Genomic DNA, 24326 nt, shown 5'->3' on the forward strand with positions numbered 1-24326 from the left:
AATTTGTCGAAGTGCCTTACCATTGTGGCATCATCTACTTCCGTTGTGAGCAATCATGGACCAGCTCGACGAGCAGATCATCACCTCTTTGCGGCACGACGCCCGGCGCAGCATTTCCGATCTTGCCATCAGCCTGGGTGTCTCCCGGGCAACGGTAAGGTCGCGGATCGAGCGGCTTGAAAGGGACGGCGTCATCGTCGGCTACACCGTCATTCTGCGCGCCGACGCGGTCGATCAGCGCGTGCGTGGCATCATGATGATCGAGATCGAAGGCCACGCCGCCGATCGCGTCATCCGGGCGCTGGGCGGCTTCTCCGAGGTCTCGACCATCCACACCACCAATGGCCGCTGGGATCTGGTGATAGAACTCGGAACCCAGACCCTGAGCGAGTTCGACGCGGTGCTGAGACGTATCCGCCTGATCCCCGGAATTACCGGCAGCGAAACAAGCCTGCTCCTGGCAACGCCACGCACCACCAAGGCGCGGCTGTGATCTTCGCCCTTGACCTGTAGCGGTAACGAAGTCCGAAGCCACGGAACCTTCAATTGCCGCCGCGGTTAGAGCAATTCCACGAAAAGTGTGGAACGCCATTGGCGGATGTTCCCGGCCGGCGGCGTGTTTCGGCCCGACCTGACATGGCTAGAATGACGATCGGCCGGCTCCCCCGCTCGGCCCTCGGATCGCCTGGGTGACGACGGTGTAACGCGTGATTTGACCCTCCTCGGGGTCCTCGCCGTGGAAATGGATTGCTGCGTTCAGCGGCAGCCGCGCAGTGCTGCCGAACTGCTTGACGGCGGAGACATGCACGATCTGCATGTCGGGGTCGCGCTTCATGGCGTCCATTGCTGCGAGCTCGGCGCTGCTGCTGCCACCGATCCGCCAGCTGGCTTCCAGCACACCCGATCGCCAGATGCCCGAGGAATCGACACCTTGGCCGATGTCGTAGTTGCGTCGCGAGGCGAAGAATCCGGGATAACCATCCATCGCTGCGTCATAGGTTCTCGCCTGCGCCACGGCCAAACCCAGCGCCGGAGATAGTCGCAGCCCGTCCAGCGCCTCCCATCCGCCGCGCACGACAACCAGATCGGATCCGCCGTAGACGGGCTGTCCGTCGTTGTCGGTCGTCGTCCGCTGGGTGCCGTAATAGCTGACCGACAATTCGTCGATCATGGTTCTGCCAACGCTCAGCGTAACGATGTCGCGAAGCTGCGTTTCGAGAACAAGGCCGTATTCGCTGAGGTCGGAGGATGGATATTGGTCCAGCAGCCTTTCGACGTCGCCGACCGTCGCGGCGGTGTGCTGGTCGCGGCCCCGCGAAGCGCGCGGTGGCTTGAACCGGACCAGCCCGAGCTCCAGCAGACGTTGCGCTGCGCGCAGCGCGTCATGGCGTGAAAATGCAGTGTAGCCGGGCAGTACGGCTGCGGCGACGGTGCTGCCGAAGCCGGCGGGCCATTCTTTTGGCCGTGCCGCCGATCCGTCCACCAGCTCGTGGGTTATGGCCTTGGTGGTTGCGAGGCGCCAGGGCACCACGCCGCCGAAGAGGTCGTCGGGCCCGTTGATGCCCAGTTGGGCCGCATCGGCAGCAAGCAAGCTGTCGTCCGGCACGAAATACAGCCCGCCGCTGTCACCGCCGCCGTCACGCAGGCCCTGGCGGAAGGAAAACCCCTTCAACGCTGCAATCGTGCGCGCGACGGCAGCGACAGTTTCGCGTTCGTGGGCGTAGATGGTCTCGCCGCCCGGTGCGGAGAATGCGACCACAACACCTTTCGCCCCGCTAGGTTGCTTACCGCTTAGCCCGGTCATGTCGCGCCCTTCGTCCATTGCCGAGCCCATTGCCGTTATTCCGCGGCGATGCGTCCGAACCGAAAAACCCGCTTACGCGGCGAATGTTCCGGCCAGCGGCTGGCTGCAGATTTGACCGGGTGACGGCCGCGCCGCACGTCCTGGGAGAGGCCGAGCTCGTCGGCACATTCGAGCGGGCTTGAGACCGGAGCTCGCTGTCGCATGAACTGCGGCCAACGGCCAGAATAATCCCTAGCGGTTCATGTTCATGTTAGCGTTCATCGGCATCAAATTGTGGTCGAGATTGGCCATGATCCAGATCGAGCCGCCGATCACCAGCACAACGATCAGCACGCCGAAGGCAAGCGCCAGAGCGTTGTTGGTGTTGTCCGGCCCCGTCGTGATGTGCAGGAAGAAGACGAGATGCACGCCCATCTGAGCGATCGCCAGCACGACCAGCGCCACCGGAATGCCGGGTGCCCATATCAGGTTCGTTCCGGGCAACCAGAATGAGGCGATGGTCAGCAGCGTTGCCAGCCCGAGGCCGATCACATAGCCGCGCAACCCGGATCCGACCTCGGCGTCGCCGAGGTATTCGTCACCCGGCGCCGTATCGATGTCGTAGCGCTCCGGGCCATCGGTGTCGCGCCGTTGCGCGTGGCGATCGTCAGCATGGCTCATCGACTTGCTCCCAGGAGATAGACCACCGTGAACAGGGCGACCCAGATGATGTCGAGGGCGTGCCAGAACAGGCTGAAGCACATGAAACGCCGAAGAATATCGTCGCGGAATCCCTTGGCGAAGATCTGCGCCATCATCGTGAGCAGCCACAGCAGCCCCGCCGTGACGTGAAGGCCATGGCATCCAACCAGCGTGAAGAACGCCGACAGGAAAGCGCTGCGCGTAGGTCCGGCGCCGCTGGCAACCATATGCGCGAACTCGCGCAACTCGAGCAGGATGAAGGTGGCGCCGAGCACGAAGGTGACAGCCATGGCGACATAGAACCAGGAGCTTCGCCGCGCTGTCACGGCGAGGCTGGCGAGACCGCAGGTGAAGCTCGACAAAAGCAAAGCGGCCGTCTCGATCGAGACGTTGCGCAGGTCGAACAGCTCGGGTCCGCTTGGTCCGCCCGCCGTCTTGCCCGCCAGCACGGCATAGGCCGCGAAGAAGGCCGAGAACATCACGATGTCGCTCAGAAGGAAGATCCAGAAGCCGTAGCCGACGACGATCCGGATCGGTGCCGGGCCGCCGTCGCCATGGCCGGGTGCATGGCCGTGCCCGCGATGGCCGAGGCGGTAGGGGTCACGTTCTCGAACGTCGATCACAGTCATGGCCTTGGCCCCGTGTAGGTGGCCAGCGCCTCGCGGCGGGCACTTCGGTTGGCGCGGTCGATCCGGGCGACTTCGGCGGAAGGAATGACGTATTCGGGGATGTCGCGCCACGCGAATACGACGAAGGTGGCGAAAGCACCGAGCGCGCCGAGCGCCACCATCCACCAGATGTGCCAGATGAGGGCGAAGCCCATCACGGTCGCAAAGAAGGCGCAGATGAACCCGGTGGGGCTGTTGCGCGGCATCTCGATCGGCTCGTATTCAGGCTCGTCGCGCAGCCGGTTTTGCTCGCGTGCCCGCTGCTTGATGCTCCAGTAGGGCTCTTCGCCCTCGACATGCGGAAGCGCGGCGAAGTTGAAGACCGGCGGCGGCGAGGGCGTGGCCCATTCCAGCGAGCGACCGTCCCAGGGATCTCCGGTGGCGTCGCGAAGTGCCGCGCGCTGCCGGATGCTGACGACGAGCTGTACGATCTGCGCGACCACGCCGGCGGTGGTGATTAACATGCCGGCGCCGGCAACCAGCACCCAGGGATGCCAGGCCGGCACGTCGAAATGCTGCATGCGGCGGGTCATGCCGAGCAGGCCGACAGCGTAGAGCGGCACGAAGGTGGCGTAGAAGCCGATCAGCGTCAGCCAGAAGGCCAGCTTGCCCCAGCCCTCGTGCAGCCGGAAGCCGAATGCCTTGGGAAACCAGTAGGTATATCCCGCGAAGGCGCCGAACAGCACACCGCCGATGATGACGTTGTGGAAATGCGCCACCAGGAACAGGCTGTTGTGGAGCAGGAAATCGGCCGGCGGCACGGCCAGCAACACGCCCGTCATGCCGCCGACGACGAACGTCACCATGAAGCCCAGCGACCACAGCATCGGCGTCGCGAAGCGGATGCGGCCGCCATACATGGTGAACATCCAGTTGTAGATCTTCACGCCGGTACCGACAGCGATGATGCTGGTCGCGATGCCGAACGCGGCGTTGACGTCGGCGTCGGCGCCCATGGTGAAGAAGTGGTGCAGCCACACCATGAAAGAGACGATGCAGATGAAGAGTGTCGCGGCCACCATCGAGCGGTAGCCGAACAGCGGCTTGCTGGAGAAGGTGGAGATGACCTCCGAGAAGATGCCGAACGCCGGCAGGACGAGGATGTAGACCTCGGGATGGCCCCAGGCCCAGATCAGGTTCACGAACATCAGCATGTTGCCGCCGGCTTCGTTGGTGAAGAAATGAAAGCCGAAATAGCGGTCGAGCGTCAGCATCGCGAGCGTGGCGGTGAGGATCGGGAAGGCGGCGACGATGAGCAGGCTGGCGGCGAGTGAGGTCCAGCAGAACATCGACATCCTGAGATAACTCATGCCGGGCGCCCGCACCTTCAGGATCGTGGTGACGAAATTGATGCCGGTGAGCAGCGTTCCGACGCCCGCTATCTGCACTGCCCACAGATAATAGTCGACGCCGACGCCCGGCGAGTAGGCGGTCTCGCTGAGCGGCGGATACGGCAGCCACCCGGTGCGCGCGAATTCGCCGATCACCAGCGAGATGTTGACCAGCAGCGCACCGGTGGCGGTGAGCCAGAAACTCACCGAGTTGAGCGTCGGAAAGGCCACGTCGCGGACGCCGAGCTGCAGCGGCACGACCAGGTTCATTAGGCCGATGACGAACGGCATCGCCCCGAAAAAGATCATGATGGTGCCGTGGGCGGAAAAGACCTGGTTGAAGTGGTCGGGCGGCAGATAGCCGGGCGCCTGGAAGGCGAGGGCCTGCTGGGACCGCATCATGACGGCGTCGCTGAAACCGCGCAGCAGCATCAGCAGGGCCAGCAGCGTGTACATCACGCCAATCCGCTTGTGATCGACGCTGGTGATCCATTCGCGCCACAGATAGGGGAAATGGCCGGCCAGGAAGACCCAGGCCAGCACGCCGAGGATTGCCAGGGCGACGACCGCCGAGGCGATCATCGGCAGAGGCTGATCGAACGGAATGACGTCCCAGCTCAATTTTCCGAGCATTGTCAGCCTCCTGTCTTGGGCAATACGCTCGGCTCGGGGCCACCGGCCTGGGGACCGGGCGCGGGCGGAACGCCTTGCGTCGCGATTTCATAGAAAAGGTCCGGCTCGACCGAGCGGTAGGTCGAAGGCGGCACGTCCAGGCTCTGTCTGGCCAGTTCCTGGTAGCTGGCCTTGTCGAGTGCCTGTCCCTGGCTTCGCGCTGAATTGACGAATGCATCGAAGGCGTCCGCCGCGACGGCATGCAGCACGAATTGCATGCCTGGAAAACCGTCGCCGCTGAAATGGGCCGACCGCCCATAGAATTCGCCCGGCTGATCCGCCTGCAGGTGAAGCTGCGTCGTCATGCCGTTCATCGTGTAGATCATGCCGCCGAGCTGAGGCACGAAGAACGCGTTCATGACGCTTGCCGAGGTGAGCGAGAAATGCACCGGCCTGCCCGCCGGCACCACAAGCCGGTTGATGCTCGCGACATTCTGCTCGGGGTAGATGAACAGCCATTTCCAGTCGAGCGAGACGACCTGCACCTCAAGCGGCTTTTGCTGGGAATCCAGCGGCTTCATTGGATCGAGGTCATGCGACCCGATCCAGATGATGCCGCTCAGAAACAGGATGACGAGGATGGGAATCGACCAGACCACCAGTTCGATGCGTCCGGAATAGGCCCATTCCGGCAGATACCGCGCTCTTGTGTTGGTCTCACGGAACCACCAGGCAAAACCGAGCGTCGCCACGATCGTCGGGACGACGATGGCCAGCATGATGGCGACCGAATTGAGCAGGATCGTGCGCTGCGCGGCGCCGACTGGCCCTTGCGGGTCGAGCACGCCGCCCTGGCAGCCGGCAAGCAGCCCGGCAACAAGCATCGTCGCGCCGACGCGGCCAGGACGGATGGCGGCACAGTTTCGAACGATCGCCCTCAGCAACATGAGATCTCGCTGTTTTCTGAAAACCGATTGGAACGTTGCAGGCAGCGTGGCTGCCAACCCCGAATGTGCGCGCCGGTGTGCTCCTGGCGACAGTTTCTTCACGCACGGGGCTCCGGCTGGCAGAACCACATGCGGCGGACGTCATCGTTAAGCGGTCGACCTGTCGAGAACCCCTCCAAATCCTAAGCAACCAGAACCAAATCCTAAGAAACCAGAAACAGTATCCAGATCGAAGTTATCGCCAGAAACGTGGCGAATGCCAAGGCGGCAAACCGGTTCATGGCCGCGCCCATAGTTGGTCCATTTGGCCTGCTCCGTGCGACGTGGCTGCTGATTCCAGTGATGCTGCTCCAGATGACTGGCGCCAACCGAACGAATGCTCGTCGCGAAAGTTCCCAAAAAACCGGATCCATCACAGCCTTTGGTTGCAGGGCTGGGCGGCAATGCGATGCGCACCAGGCGAGGTTGGGCGGCTTTCCTGCCAAGGGGAAGCGAGGGTCGGCTTTGCGTATGTAAAAACTACTTGTCTAGGTGAAAATACTTGCTACTAATCGGCTGGGCCGGCGCATCGCCGGCTGTGGGAGGAATTTCGGCATGACAAGACTGCGCGGCCTCGCGTGGGATCACCGACGCTGCTGGGGTCCGCTCGACGCCAGCATCCGGCCGTATTGCGTCGCCAATCCCGGTCTTGAGATCGAATGGGACCGCCGCAGCCTTTACGAGTTCGGCGAGGCCGCGCTTGGTCCGGTGCTCGGCGCCTATGACCTTGTCGTGTTCGACCATCCGTTCATCGGCGATATTGCCGAAGGCGGGCTGATGGTGCCGTTCGATTTGTCGGCTGAGCAGCGCCGCGGTTTCGAACAGGATTCAGTTGGCGCATCCTGGCAATCCTACGCAAGGGACGGGCGCCAATGGGCGTTGCCGATCGATGCTGCCTGCCAGGTTGCCTCGTATCGCCCCGATCTCCTGGAGCGCTACGGACCGCTGCCGCGCAGCCATGACGAGGTGCTGGATCTCGGCCGGCGCGCCTTGAAGGACGGCAAATGGCTTGGGCTGCCGTTGGTGCCGACTGACGCTATGTGCCTGCTTTTGACGCTGGGTGAGCCCAGCGAAGACGGCGACGAGTTCATCGCCGGGGAAAAGATCGAGCGGGCCGTCGGGCAATTGCGCCAGCTTGCCGCGCTATCGCACCCGAACTCGCCGAAATGGAACCCGATCCGCTGCTACGATCACATGATCGCGCATGACGACGTGGTCTACGTGCCGTTCGCCTTCGGCTATGTGAACTATGCCTCCAAGGCAGACAGGCCGTTTCTGCGCTTCGCCGACGTGCCGACGCCGCGATCCGCCGGCGCCTTGCTCGGCGGCGCCGGCATCGGCGTCAGCGCCCAATCGAAACACAAGCAGGCTGCCATCGATTACGCGCTGTTTCTGTGCTCGCCCGGCTATCAGCGCGGCGACTATGTGAAATCCGGCGGACAGCCGGGATCGTTGGCGGCGTGGCAGGATGCCGAGGTCAACGCTCTCTCAGGCGGCTTCTTCGCCTCGACGCTGGCGACGATCGAAGCCTCCTATCTGCGCCCGACCCACCCGGGCTTCATCAGCTTCTTCCGCCAATGCGCCCCTCATGCCGCGGCGGCCATCGCCGGCGAATTGCCGGCGGCGGAACTCGCGGACCGGCTGAACCGACTCTATCGCGAGACCAGGCAGCCGCAACGGAGCGTCGCGTAATGGCCACCGATATTGCCCAGGTCGTCGACGAAGGGGAAAGCGGCCGCAACGGCTACCGCGTGCCGGCGGTAGAGAAGGCGCTCGATATCTTGGAATTCATGGCTGCCAGCGGCGAGCCGCTGACCCAGACCGAGATCGCCACCGGAATGGGGCGCTCCATTCACGAGATCTACCGCATCCTGCTGCTGCTGGAGAAGCGCGGCTACATTTTCCGGACCCAATCGGACCGCTTCCGCCTGTCGCTGAAGCTGTTCGAACTGGCGCATATGCATCCGCCGGTGAACCGCCTGGTCGAATGCGCGCTGCCGGTGATGCGCGGCCTCGCCGCCAATGCCGACCAGAGCTGCCATCTGGTCGTGCGCGAAGGCGAGAGCGCGCTGGTCGTGCTGCAGATCGATTCGCCTTTGCCGATGCGTTATTCGGTTGCCCTTGGCTCGCATTTCCCGATCCTCGAAACGAGTTCCGGCGCGGTGCTGCTGGCGCATTCAAGCCGCGCCGAGCGCGACCGCATCGTCGAGCGGATCGTCGCTGCAGGCGAAGGCCAGGGCAGCCGGGCGGAAATCGAAGCGCGGCTGAACGAGGTCGCAAGGCTCGGCTATGAAATGCGCGCCTCGCTGGCTGTCGAGGGCTGCACCAACATCTCGATGCCGGTGCGCGACCATACCGGCGCCGTCATTGCCGCGCTCACCGTCCCGTTCTTGCCGCAAAAGGCCGCGCGCTTCGATCGCAAGACCGTCTTCGAGCGGACGAAGGCGGCGGCCGAGACGATATCGGCGGCGCTGGGCGCGGGCGAAGCTGCCGCCTCTTCACGTGCCGACCCGGAACGGCGGGACTATCCGTTCAGCAACTGACAAGAAATACAGGGAGAAGAAACATGAACTGGTCCAAATCGATGCTGTTTGCCTCGGCGGCGGTGCTGGCTCTGAGCGCCGCCGCGGCACAGGCCGAAAACATGCCGAAGCGCATCGGCTACGTCACCAACTATGCCACGCATGAGTGGTATCAGAACGTCATCAAGGGCATGCAGTCCCGCGCCAAGGAACTCGGCATCGAGCTCGAGGTGCAGGACGCCAATCTGGACGTTGCCAAGGAGGTCTCGGCGGCCGAAGATTTCATGGCCAAGGGCGTCGACGTCCTGATCATCACGCCCGTCAACGAGGAAGGCGTCGTGCCGCTGCTGCGCCAGGCGAAATCCAACAACGTTCCGGTCGTGCTCGAAGGCAATCCGGTCAAGGGCATGACCACAATGGTCGCGATCTGCGACTACGACACCGGCTACGCCGCCGGCGTCGAAGCCGGCAAATACGCCAAGGAAAAGCTCGAAGGCAAGGCCAAGGTGATGAATGTCGGCCTGCCGCTGCTGTCGGCCACCGTCCTGCGGTCGCAGGGTTTCATGGACGGCCTGAAGACCATCATCCCCGACGCGGTCATGGTCCACGACCTCGACGGCGGCGGCAATCCGGATCGCGCGCTCGAAGTCTCTTCGGCGGCTCTTGCCAAGAACGCCGACATCAACATCATCTACGGCATCAACGATTCCTCCTCGCTCGGCGGCCTTCAGGCCTGGAAAGCGGCCGGCAAGTCGCAGGACGGCCTGTTGACGGTCGGCACCGGCGGCGAAGGCCTCGCCTTCATCAATGCCATGCAGAATGAACCGTCCTACCGCATCGAAGCCGCGATGTTCCCGGAAAAGGAAGGCTACACCGCCATCGATGCAGCGGTTAAGCTCTTCAACGGCGAGGAGGTGCCGGAACACATCGTCAGCCCGACCGCGCCGATGAACGGCGACGACTGGAAGAAGTTCTACGACTACGATGGCACCACACGAACGATCAAATGGGATGCCGTCAATGCGCTCCAGCCGCCGGAAAAGTGCATGAAAACCTCGGCTGACCTGAAGAAGTAAGGACTCCGGCTAGCCCTTCCCGCACGGCGGGAAGGGCATCGGATCGGATGCCGACGGCAAAACAGGTCAACCGTCCTGTTTTGACCCGGCAGGTTTCCGAACGGCGACGGCACCGATACGGGCCCGGAAATGAAATGGACATGAGCGAGCTTACGCAATCCTCCGCGCCAAGGCGTTTCATCGGCGACCAGCTGCTGGGCAGCAGCCAACTGGTGCTCGGCGTGATCCTGGCCGTGCTCTGCATCGCCATTTCGATTGCGGCGCCGCAATTCTATTCCGAGGCCAACATCATCGCCATCCTGCGCCAATGCGCGCTGGTGCTGATCGTTGCCTCCGGCATGACGATGCTGATCATCACCGCCGAAGTCGACCTGTCGGTCGGTGCATCGCTGGCTTTTGTCGGCTGCATCGGCATGGCCGTGCTCAATTCGACGCACAGCCTGACGCTCGGCCTGCTGGCGGCGCTCGCCTTTTCCGGTGCCGTCGGCCTTTTCAACGGCCTCGTCGTCACCAGGCTCAAGGTGAACTCGCTGATCGCCACCATCGGCACGATGATGATGCTGCAGGGCGGCGTCTATCTGTTCACGCGTGAAGCGGTGCAGAACCACCACCGGCTTGCAAGTTTCACCGATCTCGGCGCCGGCTATCTCGGCGCGATCCCGCTGCCCGTGGTCCTTGCAGCGCTGATTTTCGCGCTGGCCGCGGCGACGCTGCGCTTCACCACGCTCGGCCGCTATCTCTATGCTGTCGGCGCCAACGAGCGCGCGGTTCGTCTCTCCGGCGTGCGCTCGCAACGGCTGAAACTGTTCGCCTTCGTCGCCACCGGCCTGTGCGTCGGCATCGCCGGCATGATCCTGTCGTCGCTGATGAATGCCGGCCAGCCGACCGCCGGTCGCGGCTTCGAGCTGACGGTGATTGCCGCCGTCATCCTCGGCGGCACCAGCCTGCTTGGCGGCCGCGGCTCGCTGCTCGGCACATTGCTGGGCGTGCTGGTGCTGAAGGTCATCGACAACGGCATCATCATCCTCGGCTGGAACCAGGATCTGCAGATGGTGGTGCCGGGAATCGTCATCATCCTGGCGACCTATCTCGACATCGTGCGGAACAGAGCCAATGTCGGTTGATTTCCTCCACCCCGGCGAAACCGTGGCTGTCGACAGAAGCGTGCCGGCGCTGGAGATGCGCGGCATCGGCAAGCGCTTTCCCGGCGTGGTGGCGCTGGACAATGTCGACCTGACCCTGGAACCCGGCAAAATCCACGCCCTGATGGGCGAGAACGGCGCCGGCAAGTCGACGCTGATCAAGATCATGGCCGGGGTCTATGGCAAGGATGCCGGCACCATCCGCCTGCGCGGCCGCGAGGCCGACATCAAGTCGCCGCGCGACAGCCTGAAAGAGGGCATCAAGGTGGTATTCCAGGAGATCGCGCTGATCGCCGAATTCAGCGTCGCCGAAAACATCTTCCTCGAAGGCTATCCGACCGGCAAGGGCGGCTCGATCGACTGGAAGAAGATCCGTGCCGATGCGGCCGCTCTGTTCAAGCGCATCGGCTTCAACGTCGACCCGGCGGCGCGCACGGGATCGCTGCCGGTCAGCCAGCAGCAAATGGTCGAGATCGCCCGCGCGCTCGCCCATGAAGCACGCGTCGTGGTGATGGACGAGCCGACCTCCTCGCTGACGCCGAACGAGGTCTCGCTGCTGTTCACCGTCATTCGCCGGCTGGCCGCGCTCGGCATCGCCGTGCTCTATGTCAGCCACAAGCTCGACGAGGTCTTCGAGATCGCCGACACGGTGACCGTGCTGCGCGACGGCCGCCACGTCTCGACCAGGCCGATCTCCGAACACACCAACGATACGCTGATCCAGGACATGATCGGCCGGCGCATCGAAAACCTGTTCCCGCGCAAGCGCGGCGCGCCGGCAAGCAAGGTCGCGCTCTCCGTTGAAGGGCTCAGCACCGCCAAGAAGCTGAAGGATGTGTCGTTCGAGGCGCATGCCGGCGAGGTCCTCGGCTTCTTCGGCCTGATGGGGGCCGGCCGGACCGAGCTCGCCAAGGCTATCGTCGGTTACGACCCGATCACTTCCGGCGCCATTTCGGTCGATGGCAGCCGACTGCTGCCGCACGACACGCACACCGGCGTCCGGCTCGGCATCGGCTTGCTCACCGAGGACCGCAAGAGCGAAGGGCTGATGAGCGAGCTGCCGGTCTACCAGAATGCCAGCCTCGCCTCGCTCGGTGCCTTCGCCAGAATGGGCTTCGTCGACAAGGCCAGGGAACGCAAGGCGGTGCAGGACTATGTCGACCGTTTCCGCATCCGGACGCCCAGCCTGTTACAGCAGGTCAAGAACCTGTCCGGCGGCAACCAGCAGAAGGTGCTGATCTCGCGCTGGCTGATGCGAGGTCTCAAGGTGATCGTCGTCGACGAACCGACCCGCGGCATCGACGTGGGCGCCAAGTCGGAGATTTTCGCGCTCATCGACCGGCTCGCCGGCGAAGGCCTGGCGGTCGTCATGATGACGTCCGAGATGCCCGAACTGCTGGGGCTTGCCGACCGTATCGCGGTGATGTGCGAAGGCCGCCTCACCGCGATCATGCCTCGCGACGAGGCCACGCAGGAGAAAATCCTCAATGCAGCGATCGGATAGATGATGATGCTTCGCAAAGGGAGCAAGCGATGAGCCTTGCAGGCACCCGGTCCATCGAAGCCGCGCCGTCCATGCTGGCGCGGTTGCTGGCGCGGCAGGAACTGGCGCTGCTCCTCTGCCTCATCCTGGTGATTGCGTTCTTTTCCTTCACCGCGGAGAACTTCTTCTCGGTGCGCAACATCACCAATGTGCTCGGTCAGGCTTCGCTGGCGCTGACCGCCGGCATCGGCTGCGCCATCGTTTTCATGTCCGGCGAGGTCGACATCTCGATCGGCTCGCTGCTGGCGACGATCGCGCTGCCGCTTATCATCATCATGAACGACACCAACTCGCTTGTGCTCGGCATCAGTGGCGCGCTGCTGTTCGGACTGATCATCGGCGTCGTGAATGGCTATCTGACTGCCTATGCCGGCATCAACTCGCTGATCGTGACCCTGGGCACGATGTTCATCATGCGCGGCGGTGTCTACCTCTACACCGGCCAGCGCGCCATCCCCGACGATGCAGCGCTCGACAGCTTCATCGCGCTGTCGGACGGTCGCCTGTTCAATGTCATTCCGTATTCGGCGGTCATTGCCATCGTCCTGCTCGTCGTCTTCGCCTACGTGATGCAGCACCGGCCGTTCGGGCGGCAGATCTATGCCGTCGGCGGCAACCCGGAAGTGGCGCGGCTGGCAGGCTACGACGTCCGCCGCGTCAAGTTCATCTGCTTCATCATCAGCGCGCTGCTGGCGACAGTCGCAGGCATCATCCTGGCGGCCCGTGTCGGCTCGGCGCAGCATACGGCCGGGCTGAATTTCGAGTTCCAGGTCGTCGCCGCCACCGTGCTCGGCGGGGTGAGCCTTGCCGGCGGCATCGGCAGCCTGACCGGCATGGCGCTCGGTGTGCTGATCCTGCAGTTCCTGTCCAACGGGCTGCGCGGGCTCGGCCTGCCGACCGAGTGGCAGCTGGTTATCACCGGCATGATCATCATTGCCGCCGTCGCCTTCGACGAAGCAAAGCGCCGGCGCGCCATTGGAGGCTGACATGGATCGTCTCAAAGGGAAAACCGCAATCGTCACCGGCGCCGCCGACGGCATCGGCCATGCGATCAGCGAGGCGATGGCGAGGGAAGGCGCGCACGTCTTCCTCGGCGACATCGCCGACGAGAAGGGCGAAAACTTCGCAGCCGAGCTGCGCGCCGCCGGCCACCGCGCCGACTACATCCACTGCGACGTGGCGGAGGAGGCCGACATCGCCGCCTTGATAGACGGGGCGGTCGGCAAGACCGGCCATCTCGACATTCTCGTCAACAATGCCGCCATCGCCCTCGGCGGCATGCCGGTTCACGAAATGACCGACGAGCAGTGGCACCGGCTGATCGCGGTCAACCTGACCAGCGTGTTCCGCGGCTGCAAATATGCGCTGCCGCATATGATCGCGCAGAAATCGGGGTCGATCATCAACATGGCATCGGCACAAGGGCATATCGGGCTTGACGGCTGGACCGCCTATGCCGGCGCCAAGGGCGCGGTGATGGCGATGACGCGCCAGATGGCGGTCGAGTTCGGCCCGCTCAACATCCGCGTCAACTCGATCTCACCCGGAACCATCAACACGCCGATGAACGACAAGTTGGTCAAGGAGATCGGCGGCAATCTTGCCAAGGCCTGGGTGAAAATGCATCCGCTCGGGCGCATCGGCAAACCGTCCGAAGTGGCCGAAGCCGCCGTCTATCTGGCCTCCGACGCCGCCGGGTTCACCACCGGCACCGACCTGCGCGTCGACGGCGGCCTCACCGCAGCACCGCGCTACGTACCCGACCTGCTTTGACAACAAACGAGACAAAAATGAGCAAGGCCCTCGAAGGCGTCCGCATTCTCGATTTCAGCCATCTGCTGCAAGGGCCGTTCGCCACGCAGCTGCTCGGCGACATGGGCGCCGACATCATCAAGATCGAGCGTGCCGGCGCCGGCGACATGTTCCGCGGCATGACCTTCTTCGCCAAATGGGTCGGCGGCTCCGAGAGCCCGAATTTCCTCGCCTGGAACCGCAACAAGCGCTCCATCGCGCTCAATCTGAAAAGCCGCAAGGTGCATGCCATCATCATGGACATGGCCAAGAAGGCGGATGTGGTGGTGCAGAATTTCCGCCCTGGCGTGCTCGCCAGGCTCGGCTATGGCTACGAGGATTTCAGGGCGGTCAATCCCGCCATTATCTATTGCTCGGGCTCCGGCTATGGCGAGGAAGGCCCCTATGTCGAGCGCCCCGGCCAGGACATGCTGATCCAGGGACTGTCCGGGCTGATTTCCAACACCGGCCGCGGCGATCAGCCTCCTGTTCCGGCCGGCGCCGGCCTCGCCGACCAGATCGGCGCCATGAACATGGTCTACGGCATCCTGTCGGCGCTCTACTATCGCGAGAAGACCGGCAAGGGCCAGAAGATCGAGGTCAATCTGCTGGCTGGCATGCTGGCGCATCTCAATCAGGAATATGTCGCCGTGCTCAATCTCGGCGAAGATTTCGTGCGCCCGAATTCCGGCATCGGCCACCCCGGCATGCAGGCGCCGTTCGGTATCTACGAAGCGAAGGACGGCGGCTACGTGTCGATTGCCATGAGCCCGTTCAAGACGCTGTATGACGTGCTGGAGGCGCCGCAGCTTGCTGTGTACGACGATCTGAAGACGCTGTTCGACAAGCGCGACGAGGTGTTCGACAAGGTCAACGCCGAGACCAGGAAGTTTGCCACGCAGGAGCTGCTGGCGCGGCTGCTGGCAGCCGACATCTGGTGTGCCGAGGTGAAAGACATCCGCCGCGCGGCCGAGGATCCGCAGGTCAGGCACATGGGCATGATCACCAGCTACGAGCATCCGCGCGGCGGCAAGGTCAGGGTGGTCGCACCGGCGGTCAAGATGAGCGAGACGCCGGCCACTATAGAGCGGCCGGCGCCGCTGGTCGGCCAGCATGGCCGCGAGATACTGGCCGAGTTCGGCCTCTCCAGCGGCGAGATTGCAGCACTTGAGGCGTCCGGCGACATGACCGTGGATGCTGCCTGACGATGAGCGTTTACCAGACACTCAGCTTGGAAATATCCGGGCGCGTCGCGGTCGTCACCTTCCGGCGCGCCGATCAGCTCAACGCCATGAACCGGCTGATGCAAAGCGAGATCACCGAGGTTTTCGAGGCGCTGTCGCAGGATGACGGTATCGGCGCGATCGTGGTGACCGGCGAGGGGCGCGGCTTCATGGCCGGCGCCGACATCAAGGAATACGCTGCCCAGACAGCTATCGAGTTCGACGCCTTCCAGGCCGCCGGCACGCGCATGTATGCGGCGATCGAGAACAACCGCAAGCCGGTCATCGCCGCGGTCAACGGCTTTGCGCTCGGCGGCGGCATGGAGCTGGTGCTGTGCTGCGACATCGTCATCGCCAACCAGTTCGCGAAGCTCGGCCTGCCCGAAATCAAGCTCGGGCTGGTCCCCGGCGGCGGCGGCACGCAGCGCAGCGTCCAAAAACTCGGCCGCAACCGCGCCAATCTGCTGCTGATGACCGGCGCCATCATGCCGGCTTCCGAGTTCGTCGGCGCCGGGCTGGTCAACGAGATCGTCGATGCCGAAAGACTGATGCCGCGGGCGCTGGAACTCGCCGAGATGATCGCCGCCGAACCGGCCGCAGCGATCGAGGGGCTGAAAGCGCTGACCGCGCATGCCGTGTCGGGCGATCTGGCCGGCGGCCTTGCCATGGAGCGCGATGTCCTGGGTGGCCTGTACCGCAGCGAGATAGGCCAGCGCCGCGTCAGGGAATTTGCTGAAAAGAGCGCGACACGGGCAAAGGCTGCAAAATGACGTCCCTGGTCAAGCAAAACCGGCCACGCTTCACCGATGTCGAGGGCCTGGCCGCGATGGTCGGCACCGGCGACGTCTTCGGTGCCGGTGGCCATCATTTTGCCCGGCTGCCGATCGCCTTGTTGCGGGCCATCGCCCGCTCGGGCGTCAAGCACCTTCGCTATGTCTGCTGGGCCGGCGGCCTGCCGCTCGATCTCCTTCTCGAAGCGAATGCCGTGGCGGAGGTCGATATCTGCTTTTCCAGCCTCGATATTTTTGGCTTGCCGCCCCGCTTCCGCGCGGCTGCCGAAACCAATGCCGTGCCGGTCCGAGACTGGACGGCGCTGGCCATGATCCAGGCGTTGCGGGCGGCGCAGCAGAACCTGCCGTCGATGCCGTTTCAGCTTCCGGAGGGTTCGGACATGCTGGCGCGCGTGCCCGGCGCGATCGCCGCGCCCGATCCGATCGCGGGAATCACGACCGGGATCATCCCGGCCTTGCAGCTCGATACGTTCGTCGTCCATGCCCAGCGAGCCGACGAGAGCGGCAATGTCCAGATCATCGGACCACGAGCGCTGGATTTCGCCATGGCCGGGGCGGCGCGCCAGGTGCTGGTCACGGTTGAGGAGATCGTCCCGGTCGGAGCGCTGCGGCATGATGGTAGGCAGAGCATTTTGACCCGCAATCAGGTGTCGGCGATCGCGCTGGCGCCAGGCGGCGCCTATCCCGCCTCTTGCCTGCCATTCTATGTGACGGATTATCAAGCGTTGGCGGGGGCGTTCGCGGCCAAGGAAATACCTTTGTCGGACAGCCTGAGCATGCCTTCGGAAGGCGTGCCGGAGCGGGTTCAAGACGCTGCGAAAGTCCGCGCTGAAACAGTCCTCGCAATGCCCGGGCTCGTGCACGGCGAAAAGGAGGCGTCCATCGACGAGATCATCGCCGCCCGCATCGCTGCCGAGCTCGACAATGCGAGCTTTGCCAGTGCCGGCGCGGTTTCGCCGCTGGCCAATGTCGCCTACCGACTGGCCAAGGCGACGCACGCGCCTGACATGATCATCGCCACCATGAGTTGCGGCCACCTCGACATAGCGCCGAGCCCGATGATCCTGTCGCTGATCGAGGGCCTCGATTGCGAGACGGCGGCGGCCCATGCCGGCGGCGACGACACCTATTCGACCTACTACCAGGCCGGCGCGGTGACGCATGAGATCGTCGGTGCCGCGCAGGTCGACCGCCGTGGGCGCGTCAACACCATTGCGCTGCGCAAGCGCGACGGCAGCCTCATCCGGCTGCCCGGGCAAGGCGGCATGGCCGACGTCGCCAACATGCATCGCGATTATCTGCTCTACGTCCCCCGCCATTCCGAGCAGTCGCTGGTCGAGACGGTCGAGATCGCCAGCTCGGCGCGCGGCCTGTTGACTGAAGCCGAACGCGAGCCGATGGGCTATCGGACCGGCGCGGCATTGGTGTTCACCGACCTTTGCGTGTTTCGGCTCGACCGGGAGAGCCGCCAATTGGTCGCCGTCGAGACCATGCCGGGCGTGACCCGCCAGCAGGTCCAGGATGCCACCCGCTTTGCCCTGAAATTCGATGCCGATTGCCGCGAGGTTGCGCTACCCTCGAACGAGACGCTCGACATCCTGCGAAACCGCATCGACCCGCTCGGCCTGCGGCGCCTCGAATTCGTCAGCGCCAAGGAGCGTGGCGCGCTGATCGCCGAGATCCTGGCGGCCGACCGGCTGATGGTCGAGCGCTGTATTGCCGCGCAGCGATCGCATACCGCAACAGGCTGAGAGGGGGCGGCGCATGGCAAAGCCGTTGCTCGAAATGTCGGCCGCGAAGGTCTTCTTCGACGGCATCTTCACCAGCCCGCGCGTCGCCCATCCGGAAGGCGTGGCCATCCATCGCGACGGCTCGATCTGGTGCGGCACCGAAACCGGCGACCTGCTGCGGCTGGCCGCCGATGGCAGCTCGGTCGAACGCATGGGCGGCACGGATGGCTTTCTGCTCGGCATCGCCTTCGACAGCGCGGACAACTGCTTTGCCTGCGATCTCAAACATGCGGCGATCTTTCGCCGAGATGCCGCGACGGCCGAGATGCAGCGCTTCGCCTGGGCCGGCATCCGCGTGCCTAACTATCCCGTGATCGACGAGACACGCGGCTGGCTCTACGTGTCGGACAGCGTAGGCGAAGACAACCGCTCCGGCATTTTTCGCTACGATTTGAAGACTGGCAAAGGCGGCCTGTGGTGCAGCGAGACCATGGCCTTTGCCAACGGCATGGCGATGGCGCCGGGTGGCAATGGGCTTTACGTCGTGGAAAGCCATGCGGCCTGCGTCAGCTATGTGCCGATCCGTGCCGACGGCACGGCAGGGTTCCGCCAACTCGTCGTGGACGGCGTGAGCAACGTTCCCGATGGCGTCGCCTTGGCGCCGGACGGGTCGCTGTTCATCTCTTGCTACGAGCCGAGCCGCATCTATCGTTGGCGAAAAGACAGCGGGCTCGAGGTGCTGATCGAGGATCCGACGGCAACCACGCTCGCCCATCCCACCAACATCGCCTTCAAGGGCGACAAGCTCTACACCGCAAATCTCGGCCGCTGGCATATTACCGAGATCGACTTGACGGCGATGCCATGGATCGAGCCCGACGCGGCGGCGCCGGCCTATCCTAGCCGGCCGTGACTGGAGCGGATGCGCAACACCTGCACCCTCGACGGCAGCTCGATCAGGAACTCTTCGTCCCGCTCGAGATGGTGGATTTTTGTCGGATCGCCACCGGTGAATGCCGCCATCGCCTCGACGTTTTCCCAATAGGAGATCGTCACGAATTCCGAATGGGTCGGCGTGTCCTCGCGAAAGGTCTGCACGCCCAGGGCCTTCTCGATCAGCGGCTTGATGCCGGCCTCGTAATTGTAACTCTCATAGGCGTCTGCCTTTTCAGGCACGGTTCTGCCGCGCCAGATACGAGCGATGGTCGGGGTTTTCTCTGTAGTTTTCTCTGTCATGGCCAATGAATTCCTGCTGGTCTGATTGGTCCGTGGCGTTCGGCAAGGCCAGCCAAGGAACGCATCTCCCCGGCTGGCAGCCTGGTATCCAGTTGCCAGCGCTTTTCATCCTCCCCGGCCGACAGGCCTCCTGCCGACCCGTAGGAGATTTACTCCTGATCCTCGGCGTCTGCTCCGTGGAAGAAGGACCGGATTTCCTGCATGTCGACGCTGCCGTCACCGTCCTCATCGACGGCGTTGAATATCCGCCCGACGAAATCCTGGACTTCGCTTTGAGAAAGCGCTCCATCGCCGTCAGCATCTACTATGGCGAACATCATTCGCATCCTCGCGCCATGCATCCCGCCGCCGCGCCCTCCCATCTCCCAATCTCGGTGGGGCGGGCCCATCCTGTAGTCGCGCTGCCAGTGACCTCGCCGTTCTCCCCGGGGCGCGCGATCTTCTTGCATTCTCTCGTCCAGCATTTCGGTCATCATCTGGCGCATCATATCGCGCATGGCATCCTGCCCGTTCGCTGCGGGCGACTGTTCGGCGCCACGATCCGGCGCCGGCGCCGCGGGCGGGCTCGTCTGGCCGAATGCCGGCGCGGCCAACATGGCCAGCGCCGCGGCAATTACAGTGGTTTTGCTTGCGAGCGTCATCGTAATCTCCATCGGTATGAATTGGTGGCTGCTGCATCCAAGCCAAACCGGCTGCTCGCCTCATGGTTCCTGGTCAGTCGCCACGACGGCGCAAAAGTCCGCCTGGTCGCGGCAACGAAAGCCGCTTGCCCACGTTGGCATTGATGCGAAGCTCCACCAGGAGGAAAAAATGGCTGACGACAAGAGCAAGCGAGATTTCCGCGACCGCGATCGCGTTGCTGCGGAAGACGACCGTGAGGTCGAGTATTTTGCCCAACAGAACGGCATCACCGCCGACCAGGTCCGCCAGCTGATCAAGAGCTTCGGCAATGATCGCGGGCGCCTGATCGAAGCCGCGAAGGCGTTGCGAGGGATTTCACCTGCCGGAGCCGACGAGGTGACCAGCGAAGCCCGCCAACAGAGAACGCCTATGCATCTCGGCAAACCCGACGAGTGATGCCAGGCAGCTGCTCTGCCGCTGCCGCAGCGTCAGAACTTGCGGCTCAAATAATCCGAGCCGCGAAGGCCGAACCGCCACTCTGCATCGACAGCCTTGGAAATGCCGATCCGGCGGCCTGTAAGAACGGCGCTGGCGTCGCCCGGCTGCCTGAAGTCGAATGGCGGCACGTCCAGCGGCAGCCCGTCGTGGGATTTGTCGATTGCCAGCGCCTGGCAAAGACGACCCGGTCCCGAACAAAGCAGCCGGCGGTCGTCAACGCCGCGATTGGCCCGCATCACCTCCAGGCCGGATTGCGGTTCGATTGCGCGGATAAGCACGGCACTGCCGGGCAGGCAGACGGCATTGAGGCACCAGTGCAGGCCATAGGAGCGATAGACATAAGCGCTGCCCGGGGCGCCGAACATTGCGCCGTTGCGCACCGTCCTGCCACCGAAGGCATGCGAAGCCGGGTCATCCGGACGATAGGCCTCGGTCTCGACGATGATGCCGCCGACGCCGTGCAAGAGCAGCGTGGCGCCAATCATGTCGCGCGCCACGATGGTGGCGTCACGGGCAAAGAAGTGATGGGTCGTGGTCAATGTGCAGCAGACTCGTTCACGCCTGAACCTGGCGCGTCGGCAAGTTCCCGGACCGGACACAAAATGTCCAGCCACAGCTCACGGATAAAGGTATTCAGCGCAGCATGGCTGCGCCGATGAAAACCGCCGCGGCCAGCACGACGATGGCGGCAATCACCAGGACCGGCCCGTATCTGCGCGGTTGGACGTCGGGCTCGTCCTGCAGCGGGCGCATCGCATTGCCATAGCTCGCCTGGTTGGTAAACTTCGGAGTTTCACGGGGCCGAGACGGATCTCTTGCCGGAGCGGTACCGGCGGATTCCGCGTCCGTTTCCATGGGAGCCGCAGCCGGATCGATGCCCGGTGTCTTGTCCCCTTCGCGCCCGGCGTCGATATCGCCCCGCGCCTGAGCCGGGCTCCGCCCAAGAGGTGCTGCGTCGGTCATCGTCGAGGTCCTTTCAGAGCATCGGCTTCAAGCATCCTAACCTGCGTCTCATTTCAAAGTTCCGGCGAGCGGAAACCGCTTGCCTGCTTACAGGAACAACCGGCGATCGAGCGGGTTGAGCAAGCATTGGGACGAGCAAGATGGACTTGGTGCGCCACGCGCCCAGATCGGCAGTTCGAAACAGGCTCCAGCGCATGATCTACTTCACCGCCGACACGCATTTCAGCGACCCGCGCATTTTGCGCATCGACCGCCGCCCGTTCGGCTCGCTGGCGGAACATGACCGGGCGCTCGTTGCGTTCTGGAACGAGACTGTCGGGCCGGACGACGAGGTCTGGCACTTGGGCGATTTCGCCAGGGGATCGGCCGCATTCGTGTCGTCGCTGCTGTCGTCTCTTCATGGCAGCAAGCATCTGATCATAGGCAACAACGATGCTACGGCCACCATCGACGCCACGGGTTGGGCGAGCACGCAGCACTACAAGGAACTGACGCACGACGGCAGCCTGCTGATCCTTTGCCACTATCCTTTTCGCACCTGGAACCAGATCGGCAGGAAATCGATCGACCTGCATGGCCATTCCCACGGCCGGCTGACCCCTGTCACGCGTCAGTATGACGTCGGCGTCGACAGCTGGGATTTTCGTCCGGTCACGCTAACCACCATCCTTGCCAGCCGCGACCGAAGGGCGGCTCGGAAAAAACCTGGCTGAAGGCGGCTGGCCGCTACCGGAACCTCCGCAGAGCTGAGGCGTTCGAAAATTGCAAGGCGTAAAGGCAACTGCAATGGCTCAGAAGATCACGACAGGCGCGAACGACCGGCCGCGCAATGAAACCATCGGCCAATCCGGCGAAGGCCTGCCGGACGACAGCAGCAGGCCGCTCGAGGTCGACGAAGGCTGGGTCGCCCGGCTGAGAGACAAGCTGCAGGGCAAGCCCCGGCAAGCCGGCCAGACCAACACGGACGGAGTTCCCGCAGGCATTCCCGGCGCTGGCGAGAATATTTGCCGCCGCTGTGCAGGGTCAGGCATGATCGACGGCCGAATTTGCCCCGAATGCGGCAGAACCGGCAAGGTGATGACGCCGATCGGCGGAGGCTGAGAGCAATTCCGGGAAAAGTGTGAAACGGTTTTCCGTCCGGATTTGCGTCAAAAACAAGGTAGACCGGTTCTGCGCTTCCGTGAAACGATGAACCGTTCCAGCGCGGATCAGATCGCAGGCACCCACTTCCAGAACACGCCCTCCTTGCGTTCCGGGTAGTGCTTGAACTCGCATTCGAAGCGCCAACCGTAGTTCTTGGCCGCGGCAAGCGCTTCCTTGCTGACCGGGTTCATGCCGGTTCCCGGCGCAAACCAGTCCTCCAGCAAGTCATCGGGGATATAGGCGCCGATCCTCAGTGGCAGCTGTTCGAGGACGGCATCCATTTCAGGTGGTGCAGGCACGGGGCGCTCCCTTCGAAACCTACCCGCGAAGAAGTCGTTCAACGCCAGGCGGGTTCATTCTTCTGTTCATAGTCCTGGAAAGCCTTCTGGAGGCCGCCGATCACCTCGGCGGACGTCTCGAACATCGCCTTGAGCTGCGGCTCATCGACCTTCTCGATGTCCTCGCGAAGGTGCTGTTTCACCTCCTCCAACTTTTTCTGCATTTTCTGCGTGTGGTGGCGCGGATCGCGGTCGGCAGCGCTTGTCATGATCAATCTCCAATTTGTGGATCTCGGAGAACTCGGCCCGACTCTGAGGATCGCCAGGCGGGTTTGCAGCGTAAACGGCTTGCCGATAGCTGTGGTTCCCGACTGCGGATGAGGTCTTCGCGCGCCCAGCGCGCCGTTCTCGTTCTCAGCCGTCAGGTAGAGGCGGCGACAAGGCAAGCCGGAGAGGTCGCTTCCAACGAATTCCAGACGCGAGTAGTCCAAACGCGCATAGATGAAACTGAGAACTGATGGCGCCTCTGGCCAAGGGTGGTAATCCACCACCTATAGCCTACGCCTCGTCCGCGATCCATTCGAGCGAGGCGCCATGCGGGTCAGTCCAAGCTACAGGGGAGCCGTTCGCGGACAGGAGGAAGCGGCCGGGCGGCCAGCTTGTTCCGGCGCGTGTGGCGATGGAGGGGAAGACGCGAGGGAACTCGTTCGATACCCAATAAGGCGAGAGACGCATCGCCTGCTCGGCGAAAGCTTCTCTGTCACCAGGGTCGGAGACATAGTCGAGGACGGCTGTGTGAAAGATGACGAGTGTAGCGTCGTTTGGCGCTTCGTTGCAGAGTTGCACGAGGTCGCTCCCGCGCAGGTCGCCCTTCACCACCCGAGGCTTGACTGTGGCAGCGATCTTCAGGGCCGCCCGCAGATTGGCAAGCCGTGCTGTCTGTTCCGGCCAGACCAGTGTCTCAAGCCATGCGACTTGAGAGTCGTCCGAGGCATCTATCGGGCTCAGGTCCAATCCCGCCCGCCAGACGACTTGCGGCAAGGCCGTCGGCAATGGCGTTGTTTCGCTGGCGAGGCATCGGAAGACAGGCGGCTCCAAGGCCATCGCGGGTGCGCGGATTACCTCGCGTCCGTAGTCATAGCCATAGAGATCGGGCATGAGGCAGAGCCCTGCGGAAGTCCCGACCTCGATGAGGGCCAGCGGCTGCGGCAAACGCGCGAGCACGGGGAGCAGGGTGGCGCATCTTCCCGGCTCGTTGGTTTGCGTTGAGCGCTCGAGCATGAGCGAGCGGATAGCGTCGGGATGAGCCTGAAGCGCCTGGCGAAACTCGGTCCACCCTGTCGGCGTGCCGAACAGGTGACGCACCGCTGCAAGTAGAAGGTTCGGTTGCCGCTTTAGGTCCGGAAGGGTCGACAGGAAACCGAGCGCCTCCCGATCCCCAGCGACTGCCCGAGCCAACTCCTCGTAGAGCGGCGAGCGACCGCGAGCTTCCGTATCGGCGAAGCGAATATATCGGGCTGAGATCTCGGCCAAGCCCTCCTCGTCCATATCCGCTGATCCTCGGTCCCGACCTCTCATCACAGTGTAAGCGCCAAGCTGACCCCATCTGGCGCGGCTTGAGGTGATGAGCGAGAGATAGTGACACTGAAGGAGCTGAGGAGCTTGCAGTGTCAATTTCTATGTCTGC

The 24326-nt window shown here is 63.6% G+C and carries 27 protein-coding genes; 15 read left to right on the top strand and 12 right to left on the bottom strand.

The genetic code is table 11. From position 1 onward, the window contains the following. Positions 1 to 55 precede the first annotated feature (55 nt). Complete coding sequence (locus tag NKI19_RS14315) at positions 56 to 493, top strand: Lrp/AsnC family transcriptional regulator (RefSeq protein ID WP_292655471.1); 438 nt, start codon at positions 56 to 58, stop codon at positions 491 to 493. 147 nt (positions 494 to 640) lie between these two features. Here the strand turns inward: NKI19_RS14315 and NKI19_RS14320 are convergent, their stop codons facing one another. The 5 genes from NKI19_RS14320 to cyoA all read right to left on the bottom strand — a co-directional run bounded on the left by NKI19_RS14320 (position 641) and on the right by cyoA (position 6043). Beyond that, entirely contained in the window at positions 641 to 1834 is a 1194-nt protein-coding gene (locus NKI19_RS14320) for a DUF3182 family protein (protein WP_352492156.1), read from the bottom strand. Positions 1835 to 2035: 201 nt separating this feature from the next. Next, positions 2036 to 2464 carry a cytochrome o ubiquinol oxidase subunit IV gene (cyoD, locus tag NKI19_RS14325; protein WP_352492157.1) on the bottom strand — a complete coding sequence of 143 codons (429 nt, stop codon included), beginning with the start codon at positions 2462 to 2464 and terminating at the stop codon, positions 2036 to 2038. Next, a complete protein-coding gene (gene cyoC, locus NKI19_RS14330) occupies positions 2461 to 3114 on the bottom strand; it encodes a cytochrome o ubiquinol oxidase subunit III (RefSeq protein WP_352492158.1) in 654 nt (217 codons plus the stop codon). Before cyoC ends, cyoD begins: the two co-directional genes overlap by 4 nt. Further along, complete coding sequence (locus tag NKI19_RS14335) at positions 3111 to 5117, bottom strand: cbb3-type cytochrome c oxidase subunit I (RefSeq protein ID WP_352492159.1); 2007 nt, start codon at positions 5115 to 5117, stop codon at positions 3111 to 3113. The genes cyoC and NKI19_RS14335 overlap by 4 nt, the downstream gene beginning before the upstream one ends. A 2-nt stretch (positions 5118 to 5119) precedes the next feature. Next, the gene (gene cyoA / locus NKI19_RS14340; protein WP_352492160.1) at positions 5120 to 6043 is read right to left on the bottom strand and encodes a ubiquinol oxidase subunit II; all 924 of its coding nucleotides are present in this window, start codon (positions 6041 to 6043) and stop codon (positions 5120 to 5122) included. A 594-nt stretch (positions 6044 to 6637) separates the two neighbouring features. On the opposite strand from cyoA, the gene NKI19_RS14345 reads away from it, so the two are divergent. The 11 genes from NKI19_RS14345 to NKI19_RS14395 all read left to right on the top strand — a co-directional run bounded on the left by NKI19_RS14345 (position 6638) and on the right by NKI19_RS14395 (position 18813). Then, positions 6638 to 7774 (top strand): extracellular solute-binding protein, encoded by a 1137-nt coding sequence (locus NKI19_RS14345; protein WP_352492161.1) that lies wholly within the window; start codon positions 6638 to 6640, stop codon positions 7772 to 7774. After that, positions 7774 to 8625 carry an IclR family transcriptional regulator gene (locus tag NKI19_RS14350; RefSeq protein WP_352492162.1) on the top strand — a complete coding sequence of 284 codons (852 nt, stop codon included), beginning with the start codon at positions 7774 to 7776 and terminating at the stop codon, positions 8623 to 8625. The genes NKI19_RS14345 and NKI19_RS14350 overlap by 1 nt, the downstream gene beginning before the upstream one ends. A gap of 23 nt (positions 8626 to 8648) precedes the next feature. Further along, a complete protein-coding gene (locus NKI19_RS14355; protein ID WP_352492163.1) occupies positions 8649 to 9680 on the top strand; it encodes a sugar ABC transporter substrate-binding protein in 1032 nt (343 codons plus the stop codon). Positions 9681 to 9820: 140 nt separating this feature from the next. Then, the gene (locus NKI19_RS14360) at positions 9821 to 10804 is read left to right on the top strand and encodes an ABC transporter permease (protein WP_352492164.1); all 984 of its coding nucleotides are present in this window, start codon (positions 9821 to 9823) and stop codon (positions 10802 to 10804) included. Then, on the top strand, positions 10794 to 12326 hold the full coding sequence (locus NKI19_RS14365) for a sugar ABC transporter ATP-binding protein (RefSeq protein WP_352492165.1): 1533 nt from the start codon (positions 10794 to 10796) through the stop codon (positions 12324 to 12326). Before NKI19_RS14360 ends, NKI19_RS14365 begins: the two co-directional genes overlap by 11 nt. 29 nt (positions 12327 to 12355) lie before the next feature. Next, positions 12356 to 13351: an ABC transporter permease gene (locus NKI19_RS14370; RefSeq protein ID WP_352492166.1), complete on the top strand. Its 996-nt coding sequence runs from the start codon at positions 12356 to 12358 to the stop codon at positions 13349 to 13351. Position 13352: 1 nt separating this feature from the next. Then, a complete protein-coding gene (locus NKI19_RS14375) occupies positions 13353 to 14138 on the top strand; it encodes an SDR family NAD(P)-dependent oxidoreductase (protein WP_352566951.1) in 786 nt (261 codons plus the stop codon). A 17-nt stretch (positions 14139 to 14155) separates the two neighbouring features. Further along, positions 14156 to 15361 (top strand): CaiB/BaiF CoA transferase family protein, encoded by a 1206-nt coding sequence (locus NKI19_RS14380; protein ID WP_352492168.1) that lies wholly within the window; start codon positions 14156 to 14158, stop codon positions 15359 to 15361. A 2-nt stretch (positions 15362 to 15363) separates the two neighbouring features. Then, positions 15364 to 16149 carry an enoyl-CoA hydratase/isomerase family protein gene (locus NKI19_RS14385; RefSeq protein ID WP_352492169.1) on the top strand — a complete coding sequence of 262 codons (786 nt, stop codon included), beginning with the start codon at positions 15364 to 15366 and terminating at the stop codon, positions 16147 to 16149. Further along, positions 16146 to 17921 carry a CoA-transferase gene (locus NKI19_RS14390; protein WP_352492170.1) on the top strand — a complete coding sequence of 592 codons (1776 nt, stop codon included), beginning with the start codon at positions 16146 to 16148 and terminating at the stop codon, positions 17919 to 17921. The genes NKI19_RS14385 and NKI19_RS14390 overlap by 4 nt, the downstream gene beginning before the upstream one ends. 13 nt (positions 17922 to 17934) lie before the next feature. Continuing rightward, complete coding sequence (locus tag NKI19_RS14395; protein WP_352492171.1) at positions 17935 to 18813, top strand: SMP-30/gluconolactonase/LRE family protein; 879 nt, start codon at positions 17935 to 17937, stop codon at positions 18811 to 18813. Here the strand turns inward: NKI19_RS14395 and NKI19_RS14400 are convergent. Next, positions 18795 to 19136: an antibiotic biosynthesis monooxygenase family protein gene (locus NKI19_RS14400; protein ID WP_352566949.1), complete on the bottom strand. Its 342-nt coding sequence runs from the start codon at positions 19134 to 19136 to the stop codon at positions 18795 to 18797. The two genes, NKI19_RS14395 and NKI19_RS14400, sit on opposite strands and share 19 nt — an antisense overlap. A gap of 149 nt (positions 19137 to 19285) precedes the next feature. Beyond that, positions 19286 to 19777: a CREC-EF hand family protein gene (locus NKI19_RS14405; protein ID WP_352566947.1), complete on the bottom strand. Its 492-nt coding sequence runs from the start codon at positions 19775 to 19777 to the stop codon at positions 19286 to 19288. Here NKI19_RS14405 and NKI19_RS14410 point away from each other — a divergent pair. Next, on the top strand, positions 19731 to 20213 hold the full coding sequence (locus NKI19_RS14410; RefSeq protein WP_352492174.1) for a DUF3606 domain-containing protein: 483 nt from the start codon (positions 19731 to 19733) through the stop codon (positions 20211 to 20213). The genes NKI19_RS14405 and NKI19_RS14410 overlap by 47 nt on opposite strands. Positions 20214 to 20245: 32 nt before the next feature. On the opposite strand, the gene NKI19_RS14415 is transcribed toward NKI19_RS14410, so the two are convergent. Next, positions 20246 to 20794 (bottom strand): DNA-3-methyladenine glycosylase, encoded by a 549-nt coding sequence (locus tag NKI19_RS14415; RefSeq protein ID WP_352492175.1) that lies wholly within the window; start codon positions 20792 to 20794, stop codon positions 20246 to 20248. A gap of 94 nt (positions 20795 to 20888) precedes the next feature. After that, positions 20889 to 21218: a hypothetical protein gene (locus NKI19_RS14420; RefSeq protein ID WP_352492176.1), complete on the bottom strand. Its 330-nt coding sequence runs from the start codon at positions 21216 to 21218 to the stop codon at positions 20889 to 20891. 194 nt (positions 21219 to 21412) lie between these two features. Here NKI19_RS14420 and NKI19_RS14425 point away from each other — a divergent pair, with 194 nt between their 5' ends. Both NKI19_RS14425 and NKI19_RS14430 read left to right on the top strand, forming a co-directional pair. After that, positions 21413 to 21931 (top strand): metallophosphoesterase, encoded by a 519-nt coding sequence (locus tag NKI19_RS14425; protein WP_352492177.1) that lies wholly within the window; start codon positions 21413 to 21415, stop codon positions 21929 to 21931. Between the two features lie 73 nt (positions 21932 to 22004). After that, entirely contained in the window at positions 22005 to 22319 is a 315-nt protein-coding gene (locus NKI19_RS14430) for a hypothetical protein (RefSeq protein ID WP_352566945.1), read from the top strand. A 107-nt stretch (positions 22320 to 22426) separates the two neighbouring features. Here the strand turns inward: NKI19_RS14430 and NKI19_RS14435 are convergent, their stop codons facing one another. From NKI19_RS14435 to NKI19_RS14445, 3 genes are read right to left on the bottom strand one after another with little or no spacing between them, the layout of a single operon-like run. Then, entirely contained in the window at positions 22427 to 22660 is a 234-nt protein-coding gene (locus tag NKI19_RS14435; protein ID WP_352492179.1) for a hypothetical protein, read from the bottom strand. Between the two features lie 38 nt (positions 22661 to 22698). Beyond that, positions 22699 to 23187, bottom strand: a complete 489-nt coding sequence (locus tag NKI19_RS14440; RefSeq protein WP_352492180.1) for a hypothetical protein — start codon at positions 23185 to 23187, stop codon at positions 22699 to 22701. Positions 23188 to 23197: 10 nt separating this feature from the next. Beyond that, on the bottom strand, positions 23198 to 24187 hold the full coding sequence (locus NKI19_RS14445) for a DUF2332 domain-containing protein (protein ID WP_352492181.1): 990 nt from the start codon (positions 24185 to 24187) through the stop codon (positions 23198 to 23200). Between the last annotated feature and the right edge of the window lie 139 nt (positions 24188 to 24326).

Origin of the sequence: Mesorhizobium sp. M0751 (assembly GCF_040320265.1) — a bacterium.
In the GTDB taxonomy this organism is placed as follows: Bacteria; Pseudomonadota; Alphaproteobacteria; order Rhizobiales; family Rhizobiaceae; genus Mesorhizobium.